This is a genomic window from Pseudonocardia hydrocarbonoxydans (genome assembly GCF_006539565.1).
In the GTDB taxonomy this organism is placed as follows: domain Bacteria; phylum Actinomycetota; class Actinomycetes; order Mycobacteriales; family Pseudonocardiaceae; genus Pseudonocardia; species Pseudonocardia hydrocarbonoxydans.
Map to the genome: position 1 here is coordinate 1 of NZ_BJNG01000045.1, position 20,133 is coordinate 20,133.

Annotated in this window: 21 protein-coding genes; 16 read left to right on the top strand and 5 right to left on the bottom strand. The window is 71.6% G+C overall.

Going from position 1 to position 20,133, the window contains the following annotated elements; genetic code table 11:
- Window positions 1-59: 59 nt before the first annotated feature.
- From PHY01_RS23340 to PHY01_RS23390, 11 genes are all read left to right on the top strand, one after another.
- Window positions 60-968, top strand: coding sequence for a helix-turn-helix domain-containing protein (locus PHY01_RS23340; RefSeq protein WP_141281940.1), 909 nt, complete (start codon window positions 60-62; stop codon window positions 966-968).
- Window positions 965-1,153 carry a DUF397 domain-containing protein gene (locus tag PHY01_RS23345; protein WP_141281942.1) on the top strand — a complete coding sequence of 63 codons (189 nt, stop codon included), beginning with the start codon at window positions 965-967 and terminating at the stop codon, window positions 1,151-1,153. The genes PHY01_RS23340 and PHY01_RS23345 overlap by 4 nt, the downstream gene beginning before the upstream one ends.
- Before the next feature lie 121 nt (window positions 1,154-1,274).
- Window positions 1,275-2,939, top strand: coding sequence for an ABC transporter substrate-binding protein (locus PHY01_RS23350; RefSeq protein WP_141281944.1), 1,665 nt, complete (start codon window positions 1,275-1,277; stop codon window positions 2,937-2,939).
- 76 nt (window positions 2,940-3,015) lie between these two features.
- Window positions 3,016-4,020: an ABC transporter permease gene (locus tag PHY01_RS23355; RefSeq protein WP_141281946.1), complete on the top strand. Its 1,005-nt coding sequence runs from the start codon at window positions 3,016-3,018 to the stop codon at window positions 4,018-4,020.
- Window positions 4,017-4,937, top strand: a complete 921-nt coding sequence (locus PHY01_RS23360) for an ABC transporter permease (protein ID WP_141281948.1) — start codon at window positions 4,017-4,019, stop codon at window positions 4,935-4,937. The genes PHY01_RS23355 and PHY01_RS23360 overlap by 4 nt, the downstream gene beginning before the upstream one ends.
- The gene (locus tag PHY01_RS23365; RefSeq protein WP_141281950.1) at window positions 4,934-5,956 is read left to right on the top strand and encodes an ABC transporter ATP-binding protein; all 1,023 of its coding nucleotides are present in this window, start codon (window positions 4,934-4,936) and stop codon (window positions 5,954-5,956) included. Before PHY01_RS23360 ends, PHY01_RS23365 begins: the two co-directional genes overlap by 4 nt.
- Window positions 5,953-7,077, top strand: a complete 1,125-nt coding sequence (locus tag PHY01_RS23370; RefSeq protein ID WP_141281952.1) for an ABC transporter ATP-binding protein — start codon at window positions 5,953-5,955, stop codon at window positions 7,075-7,077. The genes PHY01_RS23365 and PHY01_RS23370 overlap by 4 nt, the downstream gene beginning before the upstream one ends.
- Before the next feature lie 101 nt (window positions 7,078-7,178).
- Complete coding sequence (locus PHY01_RS23375; RefSeq protein WP_141281954.1) at window positions 7,179-7,562, top strand: group I truncated hemoglobin; 384 nt, start codon at window positions 7,179-7,181, stop codon at window positions 7,560-7,562.
- A 164-nt stretch (window positions 7,563-7,726) separates the two neighbouring features.
- Window positions 7,727-8,311 carry an RNA polymerase sigma factor gene (locus PHY01_RS23380; protein ID WP_141281956.1) on the top strand — a complete coding sequence of 195 codons (585 nt, stop codon included), beginning with the start codon at window positions 7,727-7,729 and terminating at the stop codon, window positions 8,309-8,311.
- A gap of 1 nt (window position 8,312) precedes the next feature.
- Window positions 8,313-8,774, top strand: coding sequence for a hypothetical protein (locus PHY01_RS23385; RefSeq protein WP_141281958.1), 462 nt, complete (start codon window positions 8,313-8,315; stop codon window positions 8,772-8,774).
- 2 nt (window positions 8,775-8,776) lie between these two features.
- A complete protein-coding gene (locus PHY01_RS23390; protein WP_141281960.1) occupies window positions 8,777-9,379 on the top strand; it encodes a hypothetical protein in 603 nt (200 codons plus the stop codon).
- Window positions 9,380-9,388: 9 nt separating this feature from the next.
- On the opposite strand, the gene PHY01_RS23395 is transcribed toward PHY01_RS23390, so the two are convergent.
- Together PHY01_RS23395 and leuA are read right to left on the bottom strand one after the other, a co-directional pair.
- Entirely contained in the window at window positions 9,389-10,123 is a 735-nt protein-coding gene (locus PHY01_RS23395; RefSeq protein ID WP_141281961.1) for a class I SAM-dependent methyltransferase, read from the bottom strand.
- Between the two features lie 6 nt (window positions 10,124-10,129).
- Window positions 10,130-11,926 (bottom strand): 2-isopropylmalate synthase, encoded by a 1,797-nt coding sequence (gene leuA / locus PHY01_RS23400; protein WP_141281963.1) that lies wholly within the window; start codon window positions 11,924-11,926, stop codon window positions 10,130-10,132.
- A gap of 254 nt (window positions 11,927-12,180) precedes the next feature.
- Between leuA and PHY01_RS23405 the strand changes: the two genes are divergently transcribed.
- The 4 genes from PHY01_RS23405 (at window position 12,181) to PHY01_RS23420 (ending at window position 15,495) form a co-directional block, all read left to right on the top strand.
- Window positions 12,181-12,483 (top strand): hypothetical protein, encoded by a 303-nt coding sequence (locus PHY01_RS23405; protein WP_141281965.1) that lies wholly within the window; start codon window positions 12,181-12,183, stop codon window positions 12,481-12,483.
- Between the two features lie 128 nt (window positions 12,484-12,611).
- A complete protein-coding gene (locus tag PHY01_RS23410; RefSeq protein WP_141281967.1) occupies window positions 12,612-13,877 on the top strand; it encodes an aspartate kinase in 1,266 nt (421 codons plus the stop codon).
- The gene (locus PHY01_RS23415) at window positions 13,874-14,929 is read left to right on the top strand and encodes an aspartate-semialdehyde dehydrogenase (RefSeq protein ID WP_141281969.1); all 1,056 of its coding nucleotides are present in this window, start codon (window positions 13,874-13,876) and stop codon (window positions 14,927-14,929) included. Before PHY01_RS23410 ends, PHY01_RS23415 begins: the two co-directional genes overlap by 4 nt.
- A complete protein-coding gene (locus PHY01_RS23420) occupies window positions 14,929-15,495 on the top strand; it encodes a beta-class carbonic anhydrase (RefSeq protein ID WP_141281971.1) in 567 nt (188 codons plus the stop codon). The genes PHY01_RS23415 and PHY01_RS23420 overlap by 1 nt, the downstream gene beginning before the upstream one ends.
- A gap of 59 nt (window positions 15,496-15,554) precedes the next feature.
- Here PHY01_RS23420 and PHY01_RS23425 read toward each other — a convergent pair whose 3' ends face one another.
- From PHY01_RS23425 to PHY01_RS23435, 3 genes are all read right to left on the bottom strand, one after another.
- Window positions 15,555-16,466, bottom strand: a complete 912-nt coding sequence (locus tag PHY01_RS23425; protein ID WP_246086107.1) for a carbohydrate ABC transporter permease — start codon at window positions 16,464-16,466, stop codon at window positions 15,555-15,557.
- Window positions 16,463-17,473 carry a carbohydrate ABC transporter permease gene (locus tag PHY01_RS23430; protein WP_141281973.1) on the bottom strand — a complete coding sequence of 337 codons (1,011 nt, stop codon included), beginning with the start codon at window positions 17,471-17,473 and terminating at the stop codon, window positions 16,463-16,465. Before PHY01_RS23430 ends, PHY01_RS23425 begins: the two co-directional genes overlap by 4 nt.
- Before the next feature lie 75 nt (window positions 17,474-17,548).
- Complete coding sequence (locus PHY01_RS23435) at window positions 17,549-18,814, bottom strand: ABC transporter substrate-binding protein (RefSeq protein WP_246086108.1); 1,266 nt, start codon at window positions 18,812-18,814, stop codon at window positions 17,549-17,551.
- A 267-nt stretch (window positions 18,815-19,081) separates the two neighbouring features.
- Here PHY01_RS23435 and PHY01_RS23440 point away from each other — a divergent pair, with 267 nt between their 5' ends.
- Window positions 19,082-20,125, top strand: coding sequence for a LacI family DNA-binding transcriptional regulator (locus PHY01_RS23440; protein WP_141281978.1), 1,044 nt, complete (start codon window positions 19,082-19,084; stop codon window positions 20,123-20,125).
- Window positions 20,126-20,133 lie beyond the last annotated feature (8 nt).

A 20,133-nucleotide genomic window follows, 5' to 3' on the forward strand; every position in this document is an offset into this window, starting at 1 on the left:
GTGCGACATGCAATTGCATATGGTGTCCGTTCACTCCGCCGCCGTAACGGGAAAGGGCCATGTCCGCACCGCAGAGCCCGATCGGGTCGCGCCGTCGCCTCGGCGCGGAGCTGCGACGGCTCCGGCTCAAGACCGGGCTGACGCTCGACGACGTCGCGGAGAGGATGACCTGCTCGACGTCGAAGATCTCCCGGTTGGAGACGGGGAAGGGCCTGCCCAAGGTCCCCGACGTCCGGGAGCTGATGCGGATCTACGGCGTCACCTCCGACACCGAGCAGGACATGCTGCTGAGGCTGGTCAAGGACGGCCGCCAGCACGGGTGGTGGGAGCCGCTGACCGAGGGCGTCGCGCCGGAGCGCTACGTCATGGACTCACCCGGCCGCTACGCCGCTCTGGAGAGCGACGCCACGGCCGTGCGGTCGTTCGACATCACCGTCGTGCACGGGCTGCTGCAGACCGCGGACTACGCCCGTGCGGTGCTCACCGCACTGCTGCCGCAGCACCTGCCGGCGGAGATCGACCGGCTGGTGCGGCTCCGGCTGCTGCGCCAGCAGGCACTGCACCGCGCCGCCCCACGGCCACTGGAGCTGCTCGCGATCCTCGACGAAGCGGTCCTGCGCCGGCCGGTCGGTGGTGCGGCGACCATGCACGCGCAGATCCAGCACCTGCTCGACATGACGGAGCGGCCGACCGTCACCGTGTCCGTGCTGCCCTTCGGCACCGACATCCTGCGGGCACACTCCGGGCACTTCGTGCTGCTGGAGATCCCCCGCGAGCTGGGTTCGGACGTCGTCTACATCGAGGGACACGCGGGTGAGACCTACCTCGACGCGGAGTCCGATGTGGACCTGTACAAGGATGTGCTCGCCGACGCACGCCGTCATGCGATGTCCCCCGACGAATCGCGAGCCGAGCTGCGTCGTTACCTGGACAAGTTCGCCCCCCGCAGGAAGGCCCACCCGTCGTGATCGAGTACCGGATCAGCAGCTTCTGCAACCTCGGGAACTGCGTCGAAGTGGGGCAGGCGCCTGACGGATCCGTGGTTGTGCGGGACACCAAGGACGCCGAGCGGAGCCAGTCGTTGACCTTCACCCGCGACGAGTGGCTGGCCTTTCTGGCCGGGGCCCGCGCGGGGGAGTTCGACCCCGTGTGACGGAGGACCACCGATCGGTCACCGAGCCGACACGGTCGTAGCCCAACCGTGACTCTGGCACCTACCGCTGAGTACGAGCCGCGATTACCGTTCGCGGGTCTCCTACGAAGAGGTGCCGTCCATGAGATCTGCCCGACGACTGTCCGCCGCCATGACCGCGGGCCTGCTCGCCGTGACCCTTGCCGCCTGCGCCACGTCCGAGCGCGACGACGGTGCCGCCGGCGGATCGGGGGAGGCCGGCGGGACGCTGGTGTTCGGGGCGCCCGGCGCACCGGACATGTTCGACCCGATCTTCGCCACGGACGGCGAGACCTTCCGCCCCGCGCGCCAGATGTACGACACGCTGATCACCTACGCGCAGGGCACCTCCGACCTCGCGCCGGGCCTGGCCACCGAGTGGACGCCCAACGCCGACGGCACCCAGTGGACGTTCACGCTGCGTGAGGGCGTCACGTTCCACGACGGCACCCCGTTCGACGCCGCCGCGGTCTGCTTCAACTTCGACCGCTGGTTCAACCTCGACTCCGAGGCCGCGCAGAGCCAGGCGATCTACTACACCGACACGTTCGGCGGCTACGCCAACAACCTCGCCGGTGGCGGGGACCCCGTCTACAACTCCTGCGCCGCGCCCGAGGCGAACACCGCGGTCATCACGCTGAACCGGAACAAGGGCGCGTTCCCGGCCGCGTTCGGCCTGACCTCGCTGTCGATCTCCAGCCCGACCGCGCTGCAGCAGTACGACGCCGACACCATCGAGCAGAGCGGCGAGGCGTTCACCTACAGCGACTACGCCAACGAGCACCCGACCGGCACCGGCCCGTTCAAGTTCGAGAGCTTCGACCGCGCCGCGGGCACGATCACGCTGGTCCGCAACGACGAGTACTGGGGCGAGCCCGCCCTGCTCGAGCGGCTGATCTTCCGGGTGATCCCGGACGAGAACGCGCGGCGCCAGGAGCTGCAGGCCGGCACGATCGACGGCTACGACCTGCCGAGCCCGGCCGACTGGGAGGGCCTGGAGGCCGACGGCAACCAGGTGCTCGTGCGCCCGCCGTTCAACATCCTCTACCTGGGCATCAACCAGGCGAACAACCCGGCACTGCAGGACGTCCGGGTGCGCCAGGCGATCGCCTTCGCGCTCGACCGCGAGGCGCTCGTGCAGAACCAGCTGCCCGAGGGCGCCAGCGTCGCCACGCAGTTCATGCCCGACACCGTCGCCGGTTACGCCGACGACATCGCACCCATCCCGTACGACCCGGAGCGGGCGCGGGCGCTGCTGGCCGAGGCCGGCCAGTCGAACCTGACGCTGAACTTCTACTACCCGACCGAGGTCACCCGGCCCTACATGCCGAACCCGACCAACATCTTCACGGCGCTGTCGGAGAACCTGCGCCAGGTCGGCATCACCGTGAACCCGGTGGCGCAGCCCTGGAACGGCGGCTACCTCGACTCGGTGAACGTCAACGGTGTGCACGACCTGCACATCATCGGCTGGACCGGTGACTACAACGACGCGGGCAACTTCGTCGGCACCTTCTTCGGCGCGGCCAAGCCGGAGTTCGGGTTCACCAACGACGCGCTGTTCGGCGCGATCACCGCGGCCGACGCCACCGTCGACGAGGCGGCCAAGGACGCCGCCTACGAGCAGGTCAACCGCGACATCATGGCCTACCTCCCGGCCGTCCCGATCTCCAGCTCGCCGCCGGCGGTCGTGGTGTCCGAGGCCGTGACCGGCCTGATCCCCTCCCCGCTGACCGACGAGCGCTTCCTGACGGTCAGCAAGAACTGACGGACACACACCCGGGTGGCACCGCTCGACCGGGCGGTGCCACCCTCGTGCGTCCGGACCGGGGGGAGGAGAGGTCATGCTGCGGTTCATCGTGCGGCGGCTGCTGCAGGTGATCCCGACGCTGCTGCTGCTGTCCGTCCTGGTGTTCGCCTGGCTGCGCAGCCTGCCGGGAGGGCCGGCGACGGCGTTCCTGGGCGACCGCGCCACGCCGGAGTCGGTGGCGAACCTGGAGCGGGTGCTCGGGCTCGACCAGCCGATCCCGGTCCAGTACGTGCAGTTCCTGGGCCGGGTCGTCACCGGCGACTTCGGCACCTCGACGATCACCGGTGAGCCGGTGCTGGCCGAGATCGGGAGGGCGTTGCCGGCCACGATCGAGCTGTCGATCGCGGCGCTGGTGCTCGCCGTCGCGCTGGGCATCCCGCTGGGCTACCTCGCCGCGCGCAAGCGGGGCGGCCCGCTGGACGTGTCGACGGTGATCGGCACGCTCGTCGGCGTCGCCGTGCCGGTGTTCTTCCTCGGCTACATCCTCAAGGCCGTGTTCGCCGTCGAGCTCGGGCTGTTCCCGCCGTCGGGGCGGCAGTCGGTGGCGGTCGACGCCACGAACGTCACCGGCTTCGCCGTGCTCGACGGCCTGCTCACCCGCGAGTTCGACGCGAGCCTCGACGCCCTGTCGCACCTGGTGCTGCCGGCCGTGGCGCTGGCCACCATCCCGCTCGCGGTGATCACCCGGATCACCCGGGCGTCGGTGCTGGAGGTGCTGAACGCCGACTTCGTGCGCACGGCCAACTCCAAGGGCCTGACGCCGGGCACGGTGCGCGGGCGGCACGTGCTGCGCAACGCTCTGCTCCCGGTCTCGACGACGATCGGCCTGCAGGTCGGCCTGCTGCTCGCCGGGGCGGTACTGACCGAGCGGGTGTTCGTCTGGGGCGGCATCGGTACCCTGCTCGCCGATGCGATCACCCTGCGCGACTACCCACGGCTGCAGGCGATCCTGCTGCTGGGCGCGCTGGTGTACGTGCTGGTCAACCTGCTCGTGGACCTCTCCTACGCGATCATCGACCCCCGGGTGAGGTTGTCGTGACGACGCTGCTCCAGCGCAAGCGCAAGCGGGTCGACGACCTCGCGGGTGGGCGCAGTCTCACGCAGGAGGCCCTGCGCAGGCTCCGCCGCGACCCCGTCGCCCTCACCGGGGCGGCGATCGTCGGCCTGTTCGTCCTGGTGGCGGTGTTCGCGCCGCTCATCGCCCCGTACGAGGCGACGCAGTCGTTCCCGCAGCTCCAGCAGGACCTGCGCCCGGGCTCCATCCCGGGCCCGCAGGAGGGTTTCCTGCTCGGCAGCGACCAGCTCGGCCGGGACTTCTTCTCCCGACTGGTGCTGGCCTCGCAGCAGACGCTGCTGGTGGGCGTGCTGGCCACGCTGATCGGGCTCGTCGTCGGCATGGTCATCGGGACCCTGGCCGGTGCGTTCGGCGGCTGGGTCGACACCCTGCTGATGCGCGTCACCGACGTGCTGCTGGCCATCCCGAGCCTGCTGCTGGCGATCTCGGTGGCGGCGCTGTTCGCCAGCCCGTCGCAGACCTCGGTGATCATCGCGGTGTCCATCGTCGGCGTGCCGATCTTCGCCCGGCTGCTGCGTGGGTCGATGCTCGCCCAGCGCGACAGCGACCACGTCGTGGCGGCCACGGCGCTGGGCGTCAGGCGACCGGCGGTGGTGTTGCGACACATGCTGCCCAACGCGATCGGGCCGGTCGTCGTGCAGGCCACGCTGACGCTGGCCACCTCCATCCTCGACGCCGCCGCGCTGTCGTTCCTCGGCCTCGGCGACGCCGACCCGGGCCGTGCCGAGTGGGGGCTGATGCTCGCCCAGGCGCAGGCCCTGCTGGAGGTCCGGCCCGCGCTCGCCCTGTACCCGGCCGCCGCGATCATCGTCATCGCGCTGGGCTTCACGCTGCTCGGCGAGTCGCTGCGCGAGGCCCTGGACCCGAAGGGCAGCCGATGACCACGTCGCTGCAGAAGACCCCGGGTGGTGCGTCCACCGGGGAGCCGTTGCTGTCGGTGCGCGACCTCACCGTCGCGTTCACCCGTCGCGGCGAGCCCGACTCGGTCGCCGTCGACGGCGTGAGCTTCGACGTCGCGCCCGGGCAGATCGTGGGCCTGGTGGGGGAGTCGGGCTGTGGCAAGTCCGTCACCTCGATGGCCATCACGCGGCTGCTGCCCGCGCGCGGGGTGCGCGTCACCGGCAGCGCGATGATGGACGGCGTCGACCTGCTGACGCTGCCCGAGGCCGAGATGCGGGAGCGGCGGGGCCGTGACCTGTCGATGGTGTTCCAGGACCCGCTGTCCTCGCTCAACCCGGTGATCCCGGTCGGCCTCCAGGTCACCGAGGTGCTCACCCGGCACCGGGGGATGAAGAAGGAGGCCGCGCGCGCCGAGGCCGCCGACCTGCTCGACCGCGTCGGCATCCCCGACCCGCGCCGCCGTCTCGACTCCTACCCCCACCAGCTCTCCGGCGGGATGCGCCAGCGCGCGCTCATCGCGATCGCGCTGGCCTGCCGGCCGCGCCTGCTCATCGCCGACGAGCCGACGACCGCGCTCGACGTCACCATCCAGGCGCAGATCCTGGAGCTGCTCAAGGACATGGTGCGCGACACCGGGGCCGCGCTGGTGATGATCACGCACGACCTCGGCGTCGTCGCCGGGTTGTGCGAGACCGTCAACGTGCTCTACGGCGGGCGGATCGTCGAGCGCGCGCAGCGGCACCGCCTGTTCGCGACGCCGCGCCACCCGTACACCAACGGCCTGCTCGGCTCGATCCCCCGGCTCGACTCGCCCGCGGGGGAGGACCTGGTCGCGATCCCCGGCTCGGTCGCCGACAACCTCCCCTGGGCGAGCGCGTGCGCGTTCGCGCCGCGCTGCCCCCGCGCGGTCGGCGTCTGCCGCACCACCACGCCGGAGGCCGAGACCAGCGGCGGACGGCTGCTGCGCTGCCACAACCCCGTCCCGGCGACCGCGGAATGAGTGACGTGACCACCACCGAACCGCTGCTCGACGTCCGGGACGTCGCGGTGCACTTCCCGATCAAGCGCGGGCTGGTGCTCGACCGCACCGTCGGCCACGTCTACGCCGTCGACGGCGTCACGCTGACCGTGGCGCGGGGCGAGACCTACGGCCTGGTGGGGGAGTCGGGCTGCGGCAAGTCGACGCTCGGGCGGGCGATCCTGCGCCTGGTCGACCCGACGGCGGGCTCGATCCTGTTCGACGGCACCGACGTCGCCACGCTGCGGGGCGAGGAGCTGCGGCGGATGCGCCGACGCTTCCAGATGGTGTTCCAGGACCCGCTGTCCTCGCTCGACCCGCGCCAGTCGGTGGAGTCGCTGCTGCTGGAGGGCATGAAGGCGCACGGGCTGTCGAAGGGACCCGAGGCCGACGACGCGCGGCTGCGCGAGCTCGTGCAGCAGGTCGGCCTGCCGGTCTCGGCGCTGCGGCGTTACCCGCACGAGTTCTCCGGTGGCCAGCGCCAGCGCATCGGCATCGCCCGCGCGCTGTGCGTCGAGCCCGACCTGATCGTCGCCGACGAGCCGGTGTCGGCGCTGGACGTGTCGGTGCAGGCCCAGGTGCTCAACCTGCTCGGGCGCCTGCAGCGCGAGCTGGGCCTGACCTACCTGGTCATCGCGCACGATCTCGCCGTCGTGCGCCACGTCAGCGACCGGATCGGCGTCATGTACCTGGGCGGGATCGTCGAGGAGGCGCCCTCGCAGGCGCTCTACGACGACCCGCAGCACCCCTACACCCGCGCGCTGCTCTCCGCGGTGCCGGTGCCCGACCCGGAGCTGGAGGACCGCCGCGAGCGCATCCTGCTCACCGGCGACCTGCCCTCGCCCGCCGCGCCGCCGGCGGGCTGCCGCTTCCACACCCGCTGCCCGTGGCGCCAGCCCACCCGCTGCGACGACGAGCGGCCGCAGCTGCGCGTGGTGGACGGGGCGGCGGAGGGGCACCGGGTGGCCTGTCACTTCGCGGAGGACATCCGCAGCGGCGTGCTGCAGCCGCATCGCGTCGAGGCCGTCGCCACCGACGACGTGCTGGCCGCGGCGAGCGTGCCGGAGCTGCCGGGTTCGGTGAACGAGATCCTCGGTCGCTGACGTTCCTGTCGCGCCGGGTTGTGTCGTGCACCGTTGACCTGCCGGTGGATCATTGCGACAGTGAGGCCGCTCACACCACCACGCGCACCGAGGAGCGGACCATGGCGGAACAGACCCTGTACGAGCGGTTGGGCGGCACCTACGGCATCGGGGGAGCCGTCGACGTACTGGTCGACCGGCTCTTCGCGAACGTCTCGGTCAACGCCAACGAGGGCGTGCACGCCCACCACGGCGACCCTGCCAACGCCCCGGGCTACAAGTTCCTGGTCACCGCGTGGACGATCGAGGCGACCGGTGGGCCGAAGTGCTACCCCGGCCAGGACATGACGAAGGCCCACGACCAGCTGGCCATCACCTCCGACCAGTTCGACGCCGTCGCCTTCGAGATCGCCGCCACCCTGAACTTCCTCGGCGTGCCCGGGCCGGAGCACAGGGAGTTCATGGAGATCATCGAGAGCTACCGGTCGCAGGTCGTCCAGGCCTGATACGACGTCCGGGTGATCGCGGTCACCCGGACGTCCGGTATCTGCCGGGTTCACGCGCCCCTCTTGTCGAACACCGGGAAAGAGGTGGGTCATGGACGTCCGACCGTGGGTTACCGTCGTCGCTCCGCGAGAACCGCGGGCGGGGCGGAGCATGGCAGGGGCGAGTGGAACCGACCGAAGTGGCGGACGCCGTACGGGCGGCCGCGGCCGGCGACCGGGACGCGTGGGACGCGCTGGTGGCGGGCTTCGGCCGGCTGGTGTTCGCGATCGCGACGGCACACCGGCTGAGCGCGGCCGATGCCGCGGAGGTCTCCCAGACCACCTGGCTGCGGCTGGTCGAGAACCTCGACCGGATCAGCCACCCCGAGCGGCTCGGGGGCTGGCTGGCGACCACGGCCCGGCGGGAGTCGCTGCGGCTGTTGCGCCTGCACGGCCGGGAGGTCCTGACCGAGGACGAGTCGCGGCTGGAGCCCGACGACGGCGGCCGGGTCCCGACCCCGCGCACGCCGGAGGCGGTGATGCTCGACCTCGACCGCGACCACCGGCTGTGGCGGGCCTTCGCCGGGCTGTCGGAGCGGTGCCAGATCCTGCTGCAGCTGGTGGTGGTCGTCGCCCCGCCGTACGCGGAGATCGCCGAGGTGCTGGGGATCCCGGTCGGCAGCATCGGGCCCACCCGGGCCCGGTGCCTCGACCGGCTCCGGCGGCTGCTGGCCGCCGACGGCATGACGAGCGCGACCGGGGCGTACTGACGTGACGACCGGACCCCACGACGACGACCTGCTCGACGGTCTCGCGGAGCTGCTGGCGCCCCGGACCGAGCCGCCGCCCGAGGTGCTGCACGCCGCCCGCGAGGTCTTCACCTGGCGCACCGTCGACGTGGAGATCGCCGCACTGGCCTACGACTCGCTGCTCGACGACGCGGTCACCACCCGCGCCACCGCACCGCCCCGGCTGATGTCCTTCGAGACGGCGGGCCGCACGATCGAGCTGGAGCTCGACACCGGCCCGTCCGGGCGTCGCCTGCTGGGCCAGCTCGACCCCGCGGGGGAGTCGGACCTCGAGCTGCGCCGCGGCGGCGAGGTCGTCGCCTCCGGCCGGTCCGACGCGCTCGGCCGGTTCGTGCTGCCGCTGCCCGAGCAACCGGTCCGCGTGTCGGTCCGCTGCCGCCCCGACGACGGCCCGGCCGTCGAGTCCGCACCCACGGTGGTGTGAGCATGGACGACGCGACGCGCCGGTCGCTGCACGGGATCGCCGAGCTGCTGATCGCCGGCCCCCAGTACCGGGCGCACGGCACGATCCGGCTGCGGGTGACGCCCGGCGGGTTCGGCGGGGTCGCCGTGCCGCAGCGTGTGGAGGGGACCGACCTGGTGTGGGACGGCGGGCGCGCCCCGCTGACCGGTACCTACCGCGCGCTGGCCGCCACCGCCGGGATCACGGACCCGGGCGCTCCCGGCTCCTACACCGACACCTCCGGCGTGGATCCCGACGAGGAGATCGTCGTCGACGCCGCCGCGGTCGCCGAGCTCACCGACTGGTTCGCCCGCGGTGACGCCGGGCTGCGCGCGTTCGCCCCGGACCATGAGCCGGTCCTGTGGCCGGAGCACTTCGACCTCGCGATCACCGTCGACGAGGTGAACTACGGCGTCTCGCCCGGCGACGGCGGCCACCCCGACCCCTACGCCTACGTCGGGCCGTGGACCCCCCGGGAGGGCCCGTTCTGGAACGCGGCCTTCGGTGCGCTACGCCCCGCGACCGCACTCCCGGACGCGGACGCGGTGGCGAGGTTCTTCGCGCAGGGCCGCGCCGAGGCGGGCTGAGGTGCCCGGTCAGTGGGGCGGGACGGCGTCCGGTCGGCGGGCGGTGGCGGTCAGGAGGCCGTCGCGCTCCGACACGGCCACGTCGTCGAAACCCGCTCCGGCCAGCGCGGAGGTGATCTGGCCCGCGGTCCAGAACCGGCGGACCCACTCGTTCAGCTCCGTCGCCACCAGCGCGCCGTCGACGAACAGCTCGTAGATCCCGACGGCCTCCTCGACCTGGGTGGCCGCATCGTAGTGCCCGGTGCCGCGCAGAGTGATCGTCGCGCCGTCCGGCCGCCGCCAGAACGTGCCGCTCCACGGCCGCCGCCGGGTGTGCTCCGGCGGCGGCTCCACCTCCAGCAGCACCCGGCCGCCGGGGAGGAGGTGGTCGCGGATCCGGGCGAGCGACCCGGCCACCTCCCCGTCGTCGACGACCAGCCCGAACGACCCCGCGACGCAGAACGCGAACGCGTAGCGCCGGGGCAGGTCCAGCTCGTGCAGGGCCTGTTCGTACTGCCGCAGTGGCAACCCGGCGCAGCGGCGCCGGGCCGCGGCGAGCATGTCGGGCGAGGCGTCCACGCCGTCGACGTCGAGGCCCGCGGCGAGCAGCGGGGCGAGGAACCGGGCGGAGCCGCTCATCAGCTCCAGCGCGGGAGTCCCGTGGGCCTGCACCCGCGCCCGCAGGGACGCCAGCTCGGCCTCGGGGGCGTGCGGCTTGTCGAGGTCGTAGGCCTCGGTCAGCAGCCGCCGGTACTCCGCGCGCACGGCGGGCTACCGCATGGCCCGGTTGACCGCCGACACCACCGCCTTGAGCGACGCGCTCACGATCGAGCCGTCGACGCCGACGCCCCAGAGCACCTGCCCCTCCACCGTGCACTCGACGTACGCCGCGGCGCGGGCGTCGTCACCGGAGGACATGGCGTGCTCGTGGTAGTCGAGTATCCGCACGTCGAAGCCGATCCCGGCCAGCCCGTCGACGAACGCGGCGAGCGGGCCGTTGCCGCGGCCGTGGATCTCGTGCAGGTCGTTCTCGACGCGCACGGTGGCGACGATCTCGTCGGTGCCCTCGCCGTCGCTGGTCAGGCGGTGGCGGATCAGCTTGAGCGGGGTGACGCGGTCGAGGTACTCGGTCTCGAAGACGTCGCGCATCTCCTTGGGCGAGACCTCGCCGCCCTCGGAGTCGGTGACCTCCTGGATCACCTTCGAGAACTCCATCTGGAGCCGCCGCGGCAGGTCCATCTGGTGCTCGGCCTTCATGATGTAGGCGACGCCGCCCTTGCCCGACTGCGAGTTGACCCGGATGACGGCCTCGTAGGTGCGGCCGATGTCCTTCGGGTCGACCGGCAGGTAGGGGACCTCCCACCGGTACTGGTCGACGCCCGTGCCCGCGTCGAACGCGGCCGCCTGCATTGCCGCCAGCCCCTTGTTGATGGCGTCCTGGTGGCTGCCGGAGAACGCGGTGTAGACCAGGTCGCCGCCCCACGGGTGGCGCTCGGCCACGGGCAGCTGGTTGCAGTACTCGACGGTGCGGCGGATCTCGTCGATGTCGGAGAAGTCGATCTGGGGGTCGATGCCCTGGGTGAACATGTTCATGCCCAGCGTCACCAGGTCGACGTTGCCGGTGCGCTCGCCGTTGCCGAACAGGCAGCCCTCGATGCGGTCGGCGCCCGCCTGGTAGCCCAGCTCGGCGGCGGCCACGCCGGTGCCGCGGTCGTTGTGGGGATGGAGCGAGAGCACGATGCCGTCGCGCCGGGCCAGGTTGCGGTGCATCCACTCGATGGAGTCGGCGTAGACGTTCGGGGTGGCCATCTCCACCGTCGCCGGCAGGTTGACGATCATCGGCGACTCGGGCGTGGGCTGCCAGATCTCGCTGACGGCGTTGCAGACGTCGACGGCGTACTGGAGCTCGGTGCCGGTGTAGGACTCGGGGGAGTACTCGAAGCGCCAGGCGGTGTCGGGGTACTTCTCGCTGAACCGCAGCACCTCCTCCGCCCCGTCGGTGGCGATCTTGGTGATGCCGGCGCGGTCGGAGCGGAAGACGACGCGGCGCTGGAGGATCGACGTCGAGTTGTAGACGTGCACGATCGCCCGCGCCGCCCCCTCGCACGCCTGGTAGGTGCGCTCGATCAGCTCCGGGCGGGCCTGCGTCAGCACCTGGATGGTGACGTCGTCGGGGATCAGGTCGTCGACGATCAGCTCGCGGACGAAGTCGAAGTCGGTCTGGCTCGCGGCCGGGAACCCGACCTCGATCTCCTTGTAGCCCATGCGGACGAGCAGCTCGAACATGCGGCGCTTGCGCGAGGGGCTCATCGGGTCGATCAGGGCCTGGTTGCCGTCGCGCAGGTCGACCGCGCACCACATCGGGGCGGTGGTGATGCGCGTGTCGGGCCAGGTGCGGTCGGGCAGAGACACCGGCTCGACCAGCTCGTGGAACGGGCGGTAGCGCTCGATCGGCAGGTGCGAGCCGAGCTGCGGGTTCCAGGCGGGCTGGCCGTCGGGCGCGGGCCGCGACGGCGTGCGCAGGCGGCTCTGCGCAGCGGAGGTGTACGAGTCGGGCGAGGTGGTCACGGGTGCTCCAGAGATGGGCCGATCAGGGAGAGACCGGCGCACGCCGAGAACCCGCGACGAGGGGCCGGTCGGTCAGACCCCGCCGCGGCAACCAAGGAGCAGGCGCGCCACGCCACGACAGTAGCCCGGACCCCGGGTGCGCCCGCAACCCCTTCATCACCCGGACAGGTGATACCTACGAGTAGGTGTGGACGCCGGGTTCTGCCACCATGGCCGACATCTGTTCGATCGGTCACGACGAGGGTGGGGCACACGTGGCAACCGGCACACGGGCACGACGAGGCATCGACGCCCTGGCGAACGTCCTGCGGATCATCGGCATGGCCATCGTCCTGGTCCTGGTCGTGTTCATCGTCCTCACGCTCCTGGACGCGAACCCCGACAACGGGCTGACCACGATCGTCCGCGACCTCGCGAACACCTTCAACCTCGGGTTGTCCGACCTGTTCCAGCCCGAGGAGCCCAAGCTCGGCGTGGTGCTGAACTACGGCACCGCGGCGCTCATCTGGTTCGCGATCACGACGGTCGTCGTGCGTCTGGTGCGCCGCGCCGCCTGATCGGCCCCGGGCCGTGTGGCCCAGGTCATTGCACTCTGCACGCGGCGCCCGCGCCGGTAGGGTCTCCTCCCGACCAGATACTCGACGGCCCGCGTGGAGGACCCGCGCGGCCAGGATCGGAGGTCGGCGTGGCCCTCGTCGTGCAGAAGTACGGCGGATCATCCGTCCAGGATGCGGACCGCATCAAGAAGGTGGCGGAACGGATCGTCCGTACGCACAAGGAGGGGCACGACGTCGTCGTCGTCGCCTCGGCGATGGGTGACACCACCGACGAGCTCCTCGACCTCGCCGACCAGGTGTCGCCCGCGCCCCCGCCGCGCGAGCTCGACATGCTCCTCACCGCGGGCGAGCGGATGTCCAACGCGCTGCTGGCGATGGCGATCCACGCCCTCGGCGTGGAGGCGCGGTCGTTCACCGGGTCGCAGGCCGGCATGGTCACGACCTCCAAGCACGGTGACGCGCGCATCGTCACCGTCAACCCGCAGCGGCTGCGCGAGGCCCTCGACGAGGGCTCGATCGTGCTGGTCGCGGGCTTCCAGGGCGTCAGCCAGGACTCCAAGGACGTCACGACGCTGGGCCGGGGCGGCTCCGACACCACCGCCGTCGCCCTGGCCGCCGCGCTGGACGCCGACGTCTGCGAGATCTACACCGACGTCGACGGCATCTTCAGCGCCGACCCGCGGATCGTGCCCGACGCGCAGCGCCTCGACACCATCACCTACGAGGAGATGCTGGAGATGGCCGCGTGCGGGGCGAAGGTCCTGCACCTGCGCGCGGTGGAGTACGCGCGGCGCTACAACGTCCCGCTGCGGGTCCGCAGCTCGTACAACGACAAGCCGGGCTCGCTCGTCACCGGCTCGATCGAGGAGATCCCCTTGGAGAACGCGATCATCACCGGGGTCGCGCACGACCGGTCCGAAGCCAAGATCACCGTGACCGACGTGCCAGACAGCCCCGGCATGGCGGCCCGGATCTTCCGGACGGTCGCCGACGCCGACATCAACATCGACATGGTGCTGCAGAACGTCAGCCGCACCTCCGACCGGCTCACCGACATCACGTTCTCGCTCCCGCGCACCGACGGGGCCCGCGCGGTCGCCGCACTCACCGCGGTGCAGCCCGAGATCGGGTTCGCCGAGGTCCTGCACGACGAGGAGGTCGGCAAGGTCTCCCTCGTCGGCGCCGGGATGCGCAACCACCCGGGCGTGACGGCCACCTTCTGCGAGGCGTTATCGCAGGCCGGCATCAACATCGAGACCATGAACACCTCGGAGATCCGGATCTCGGTGATCTGCCGGGCCGACCAGCTCGACGCCGCGGTCAAGGCGCTGCACGAGGCGTTCGAGCTCGGCGGCGGCGAGCAGGCCGTCGTGCACGCGGGGACCGGGCGATGACCGTTCTGGCGATCGTGGGTGCCACCGGAGCGGTGGGTTCCACGATGATCGAGATCATCGACGCGCGGGAGACCGTGCCGTGGTCGGAGATCCGGCTCGTCGCCTCCGCCCGCTCGGCGGGCAAGGTGCTGAGGGTCCGCGGTGAGGACGTCACGGTCCGGCTGCTGGAGCCCGAGGTCTTCGACGGCGTCGACGTCGCGCTGTTCGACGTGCCCGACGAGGTCAGTGCCGAGTGGGCGCCGGTCGCCGCGGCGCGCGGGGCGGTGGCCGTCGACAACTCCGGTGCGTTCCGGATGGACCCCGACGTGCCGCTGGTGGTGCCCGAGGTCAACGCCGACGAGGCCGCGAACCGGCCGAAGGGGATCATCGCCAACCCCAACTGCACGACGCTGTCGATGATGGCCGCGATGGGTGCGCTGCACCGCGAGTTCGGCCTCACCGCGCTCGTCGTCTCCTCCTACCAGGCGGCCTCCGGGGCGGGCCAGGGCGGGATCGACCGGCTGCAGGCCGAGATCACGGCCGTGTCGGGCAAGGATCTCGGCTCCCGCAGCGGTGACGTCGCCGCGGCCCTGGCCGAGGCCGGGCTCGACGCCGACTCGCCGTTCCCGGCGCCGCTCGCGCTCAACGTCGTGCCGTGGGCGGGATCGCTCAAGGACGACGGCTGGAGCTCCGAGGAGCTCAAGGTGCGCAACGAGTCGCGCAAGATCCTGGGCATCCCGGACCTCAAGGTCTCGGCCACCTGCGTGCGCGTGCCCGTCGTCACGACGCACTCGCTCGCGGTGCACGCCACGTTCTCCCGCGAGGTGACGGCGGACGCCGCGCGCAAGGTGCTCGGGGCCCAGCCGACGATCGTGCTGCGCGACGACCCGGCGGCGGGGGAGTGGCCGACCCCGGCCGACGCGGTGGGCGGCGACCCGACGGTGGTCGGGCGGATCCGCCAGGCGCTGGACTTCCCGGACACCCTCGAGCTGTTCGTGTGCGGCGACAACCTGCGCAAGGGGGCCGCGCTGAACACCTACGAGATCGCCGAGACGGTCGCGGCCGGCCTGTAGTGGCCCTCGACGACCTGATCGCCCGCTACGTCGCGGGTGGCGGTCGGGTGGCCGCGGCGAACGCGCGGGGCCTCTCGGCCCCGCCCGCGCTGCACACCGTCGTCCTCACCTGCATGGACGCGCGGATCGACGTGTCCGCGCTGTTCGGGCTGCGGGCCGGCGAGGTGCACGTGCTGCGCAACGCGGGCGGCGTCGTCACCGACGACGTCGTCCGCTCGGTCACCATCAGCCAGCGCAAGCTCCGGACGCGCGAGGTGCTGATCGTGCAGCACACCGGCTGCGGTCTCGCGACGTTCACCGACGACGAGTTCTCCGAGGAGCTCGCCCGCGAGACCGGGATCCGCCCGCCCTGGCGCACCAACGCCTTCGCCGACCCGGCCCTGAGCGTGCGCCGCGGCATCGCCCAGCTGCGCCGGGACCCGTTCCTGCTGCCCGACACCCGGATCCGGGGGTACGTGCTGAACCTCCGGACGTTCGCGCTGCAGGAGATCGTCGTCGACGGCGGGCCCGCCGCCGCGCCCGCGGCCGAGCCCCCGCGGCGCCGCGGGTACCGCCGCAGGCGCTGAGCCCCCGGACGACGACGGCCCCCGCACCGTGTGGTGCGGGGGCCGTCGACGTGCGGGTGTCAGGACTTGACGCCGCCCGCGGTCAGGCCCGCCACGATCCGGCGCTGGAAGATCAGCACCATGATCACCAGCGGGACGGTGAGGATGATCCCCGCCGCCATGATGCTGCCGGTCGGGATGTCGCGGCCGGTGGTGCCGGTGAAGAACGTGACCGCGACCGAGGCCGTGCGGATGTCGGCCCGGTTGGTCATCGTCAGGGCGATGATGTACTCGTTCCACGCCGCCACGAAGACGATGATCGCCGTGGTGAACACGCCCGGCGCGGCCAGCGGCAGGATGACCAGCCGGAACGCCTGGCCCTGGGTGCAGCCGTCGATCATGGCGGCCTGCTCCAGCTCCGCTGGCATCTGCCGGAAGAACGCCGTGAGGTTCCAGACGGCCAGCGGCAGGGCGAACGACATCGCCGGCAGGATCAGCGCCTGGTAGGTGTTGATCCAGCCGATGTCGGTGAACAGCTTGAACAGCGGGATGACCATCGCGATGCCCGGGAACATCGACGTCGCGATGATGACGCCGAGCGCGAGGTTCTTGCCCCGGAACTCCAGCCGCGCCAGTGCGTACGCCGCGAAGGTGCCGATGACCAGCACCAGCACCGTCGTGATGCCCGCGACGATCACGCTGTTGGCGAGCGCGATCGCGAAGTTGTTCTTCGGGTCGAACACGTCGACGAAGTTCTGGAACGAGATCGGGTTCGGCACGATGTTGGTGTCGAACGTGTCGGTCGGGCGCCGCAGGCTCGTGACGAGCATCCAGTAGAACGGCGCCAGGCAGTAGATGATCAGCGCCGTGATGCCGACGTAGGCGGCGTAGTGCCCCCAGCCCTGGACGGGCTGGAACCGGCGCCTGCCCTCGGGGACCGCTGCCGCGTCCTGCTCGCCGCCCTGCTGCGGCGCACCGATCGTGACGGTCACGGCATGTCTCCCTTCGCGACGGTGCGCAGGCGTCGCCGGCCGGCCGGCCGGGGCGTCTTCTGCTTGGCGTCGCCGATGACGTCGGCGCCGAGCAGCCGGACGAAGGCGTACGCCACGACGACGATGTAGAGGAACAGGATCACCGCGTAGGCGGCGGCGGCCCCGAACCGGACGTTGGAGTTCTCCAGGAAGGCCAGGATCGACACCGTCTCGACGCTGGGCTTGCCCTGCCCGACGAGGACGTAGGGCAGGTCGAACATGCGCAGGCCGTCGAGGATCCGGAACAGCACCGCGACCAGCAGCGCCGGCTTCACCAGCGGGAGCGTGATGCTCCAGAACTGGCGCAGCGCGCTCGCGCCGTCGACGCGGGCCGCCTCGTACACCTCCGACGGGATGACCTGCAGGCCGGCGAGCACCAGCAGGCCGATGAACGGCGAGGTCTTCCAGACGTCGGCGATGATGACCGCCCACTGCGCCTGCGCCCCGTCGGTCGACCACAGCACCTGGGTGCCGAGCAGGTCGTTCGCGATGCCGTTGGCGTCGAAGATCCAGCGCCACAGCAGCGCGGAGACGACGGTGGGGATGGCCCACGGGATGAGGATGCTGGCCCGGATCAGGCCCTTGCTCCGGAACGCCCGGTTCATGATCAGGGCCATCGCGACGCCCAGGATCACCTCGAGCGTCACGGTGACGACGGTGAAGTACGTGGTGTTGTAGAAGGCGTTCCAGAACCGCGCCCCGGAGTCGCCGGAGAAGATCGCGGCGTAGTTGTCGAGCCCGACGAACTGGTCGCCCTGCACGACGAACCCGGACTCGTCGACGCCCTGGCTCTGGCTGAACAGCGACTGGTAGGTGCCTGCCAGGATCGGATACCCGATGACGATGAGCAGCACCAGCATCGTCGGCGTGAGCAGCAGCCGCGCCAGCCTGCCCTGCTGACGGGTGTCCACGGCCCGGTTCGTGGTCGGCGGGGGCTTCTTCCCCGCCGGCGCCTCAATGGTTGCCATTTCCGACCTCCTCGGCGAACGGGACGGTGGACGGGCGAGCCGTCCACCGTCCCATTCGGTCGTCTACGGGCTGCGTCAGTTCGTGGTGAGGGCCTCGAGCTCGGTCTGCAGCTGGTTCAGTGCCTCCTCGGAGGTCACCGTCCCGGTGAGCGCGCCGTAGGCCGCGTCCTGGATGGCGAGCGTGGCGTCGCCGTAGCGGACCACCTTCGGTCGCGGGACGGCGCTGAGGATGGAGTCCTTGAGCACCGGCAGGTACGGGAACTCGGCCTGCAGCGAGGCGTCGTCGTAGATCGAGGTGTAGATCGGGGCCTTCGAGCCCAGCTCCAGGTACAGCTGGCTCTGCTCCTTGCTGGTGTAGAACTTGATGAACTCCAGCGCGGTGGCCTTGTTCTTCGCGTAGGTGGAGATGCCCAGGGCGTGACCGCCCAGGCTGGAGACGCCGGGGCCGTCGAGCCCGGGCAGCGGGGCCACCGCGAACAGGCCGGCGACCTGCGACGAGCCGTCGGTGGCGTTGGCCAGGCTGTACTGGTAGGGCCACTGGCGGTGGAAGAGCAGGCGCCCCTCCATGAAGGCGCGGCGGCCCTCCTCCTCCTTGTAGGTGATGGCCTCGGCCGGGATCTGGCCGGTGCTGAAGCCGTTGACCAGGAAGTCGAGCCCGGCCTGGGCCTCCGGGGTGTTGACGTTCGGGTTGCCCTCGTCGTCGGTGATGACGCCGCCCGCGCCGTTGACGGCCTCGGCGAAGTTCACCGTGAGGCCCTCGTACTTCTCGAACTGACCGGCGTAGCAGGCCACGCCCGCCCCGGCCGGGGTGGCGGCGACGGCCGCGCAGGCCTCGCCGAGCTCGGCCCAGGTGGTGGGCGGCTCGGTGATGCCGGCGCCCTCCAGCAGGTCGGTGCGGTAGTACAGCAGGCCGCCGTCGGACTCCGACGGGACCGCGTAGAGCCGGTCGAGGTAGCGCGCCGAGTCGATGACCGGCGGCAGCATGTCGGCCACCGGGAACTGGTCCTCGGGGAGCTCGACGATGTAGCGGTTGGCCGCGAACTCGGCGGTCCACACGTTGTCGACGCTGAGCACGTCGTAGGCGTCGGACTGGGCCTGCGCGTTCTGGATCATCTGCTGGCGCTGGGCGTCGGCGCTCTCGGGCAGCTCGATGAGCGTGACGGTCTGGTCCGGGTTCTGGGCGTTCCAGTCGTCGAGGATCTCCTGCAGGAAGCCGGAGGTGTCCTTGCCCTGCACGAGCGTGATCGGGCCGACGCCCTCCAGTGCGGTGCTGGCCGCCCCGCCGCCGCCACCGCCACCCCCTCCGCACGCGGTGAGGACGAGTGCGGCGATGGCCGTCATGGCTCCGACAGCGGATGACCTGCGGCGCATGAGCGGCTCCCTTCTGTTCGAGCGATGGGGTGTCCGGACGCGCGACGCGCCGGGACAACGTTTGCGCTCGAAAGAGTGGCACGCGCCACACGGGGAAAGCTAGTGTGAAGTAGGCGTTACTTTTCCGTGATTTCGGGGGCCTCACCAGCGTGTTAGCGTGGTCGGCCCTCCTGCAAACGTTGGCAGGCTCGTGTCGCACTCGTCCACTCGGCGGTATGGCGATGGGAGGTTCGTCCGATGAGGGAGGAATCGGCGCGTTCGGAGCGCCGGCAGCGCCACGCGAGCATCGTCGACGTGGCCGCGCTCGCCGGGGTCTCGCCGTCGACGGTGTCGCGCTCGCTGCGCGGGCACGAGAACGTCTCCCCGGCCACCCGCCAGCGCGTCGCCGACGCGGCGCGCGAGCTGGCCTACACCGTCTCGCCCCACGGATCGGGCCTGGCCAGCGGCCGCACGGGCACCGTCGGGGTGGTCGTCCCGTTCGTCACGCGCTGGTACTTCGCGAACGCGGTGGCCGGCGCGCACGACGCGCTGCACGCGGCGGGGTTCGACGTCCTGCTCTACCACCTCGGCGACTCGCCGTCGCGCGACCGGTTCTTCGAGCGCATGCCGCTCGCCCGTCGCGTCGACGCGGTGCTGACGCTGTCGATGCCGCTGACCGACGCCCACACCCTGGCCCTGCGCGCGCTGGACATGCCGCTGGTCACGCTGGGGGCCCGGCTCGACGGGGTCTCCTCGGTCCGCATCGACGACCAGGCGGCGGCCCGCAGCGCCGTGCACCACCTGCTGCACCAGGGGCACGAGGACATCGCGATGATCACCGCCCGGGAGGACGACCCGGGCTTCGGGTTCGTCGCGGGCGCCGACCGCCTGCAGGGCTACCGCACGGCGATGGCGGCCGCGGGCCTCCCGGAGGACGTCGTCACCGCCCGGACCTACGGGATCGAGGGCGGCGCCGAGGCGATGACGCGGCTGATGGAGCGCGGCCGGCTGCCCTCGGCGGTGCTCGCCGAGTACGACGAGGTCGCGATCGGCGTGCTGCGCACGCTGCGGCGCAGCTCGGTGCCGGTGCCCGCGCGGATCTCGGTGATCGGGGTGGACGACCACGAGATGGCCTCGGTGCTCGACCTGACCACCGTGGCGCAGCCGGTGCAGGAGCAGGGGGCGCTCGCCGCCCGGCTGCTGCTCGACCAGCTCGACGGGCAGGCGGAGGGCCCGGTCGACCTGGTCGTCCCGACCACGCTGGTGGTCCGCTCCAGCACGGGGCCCCCGTCGCAGTCCTGAACCCCGCG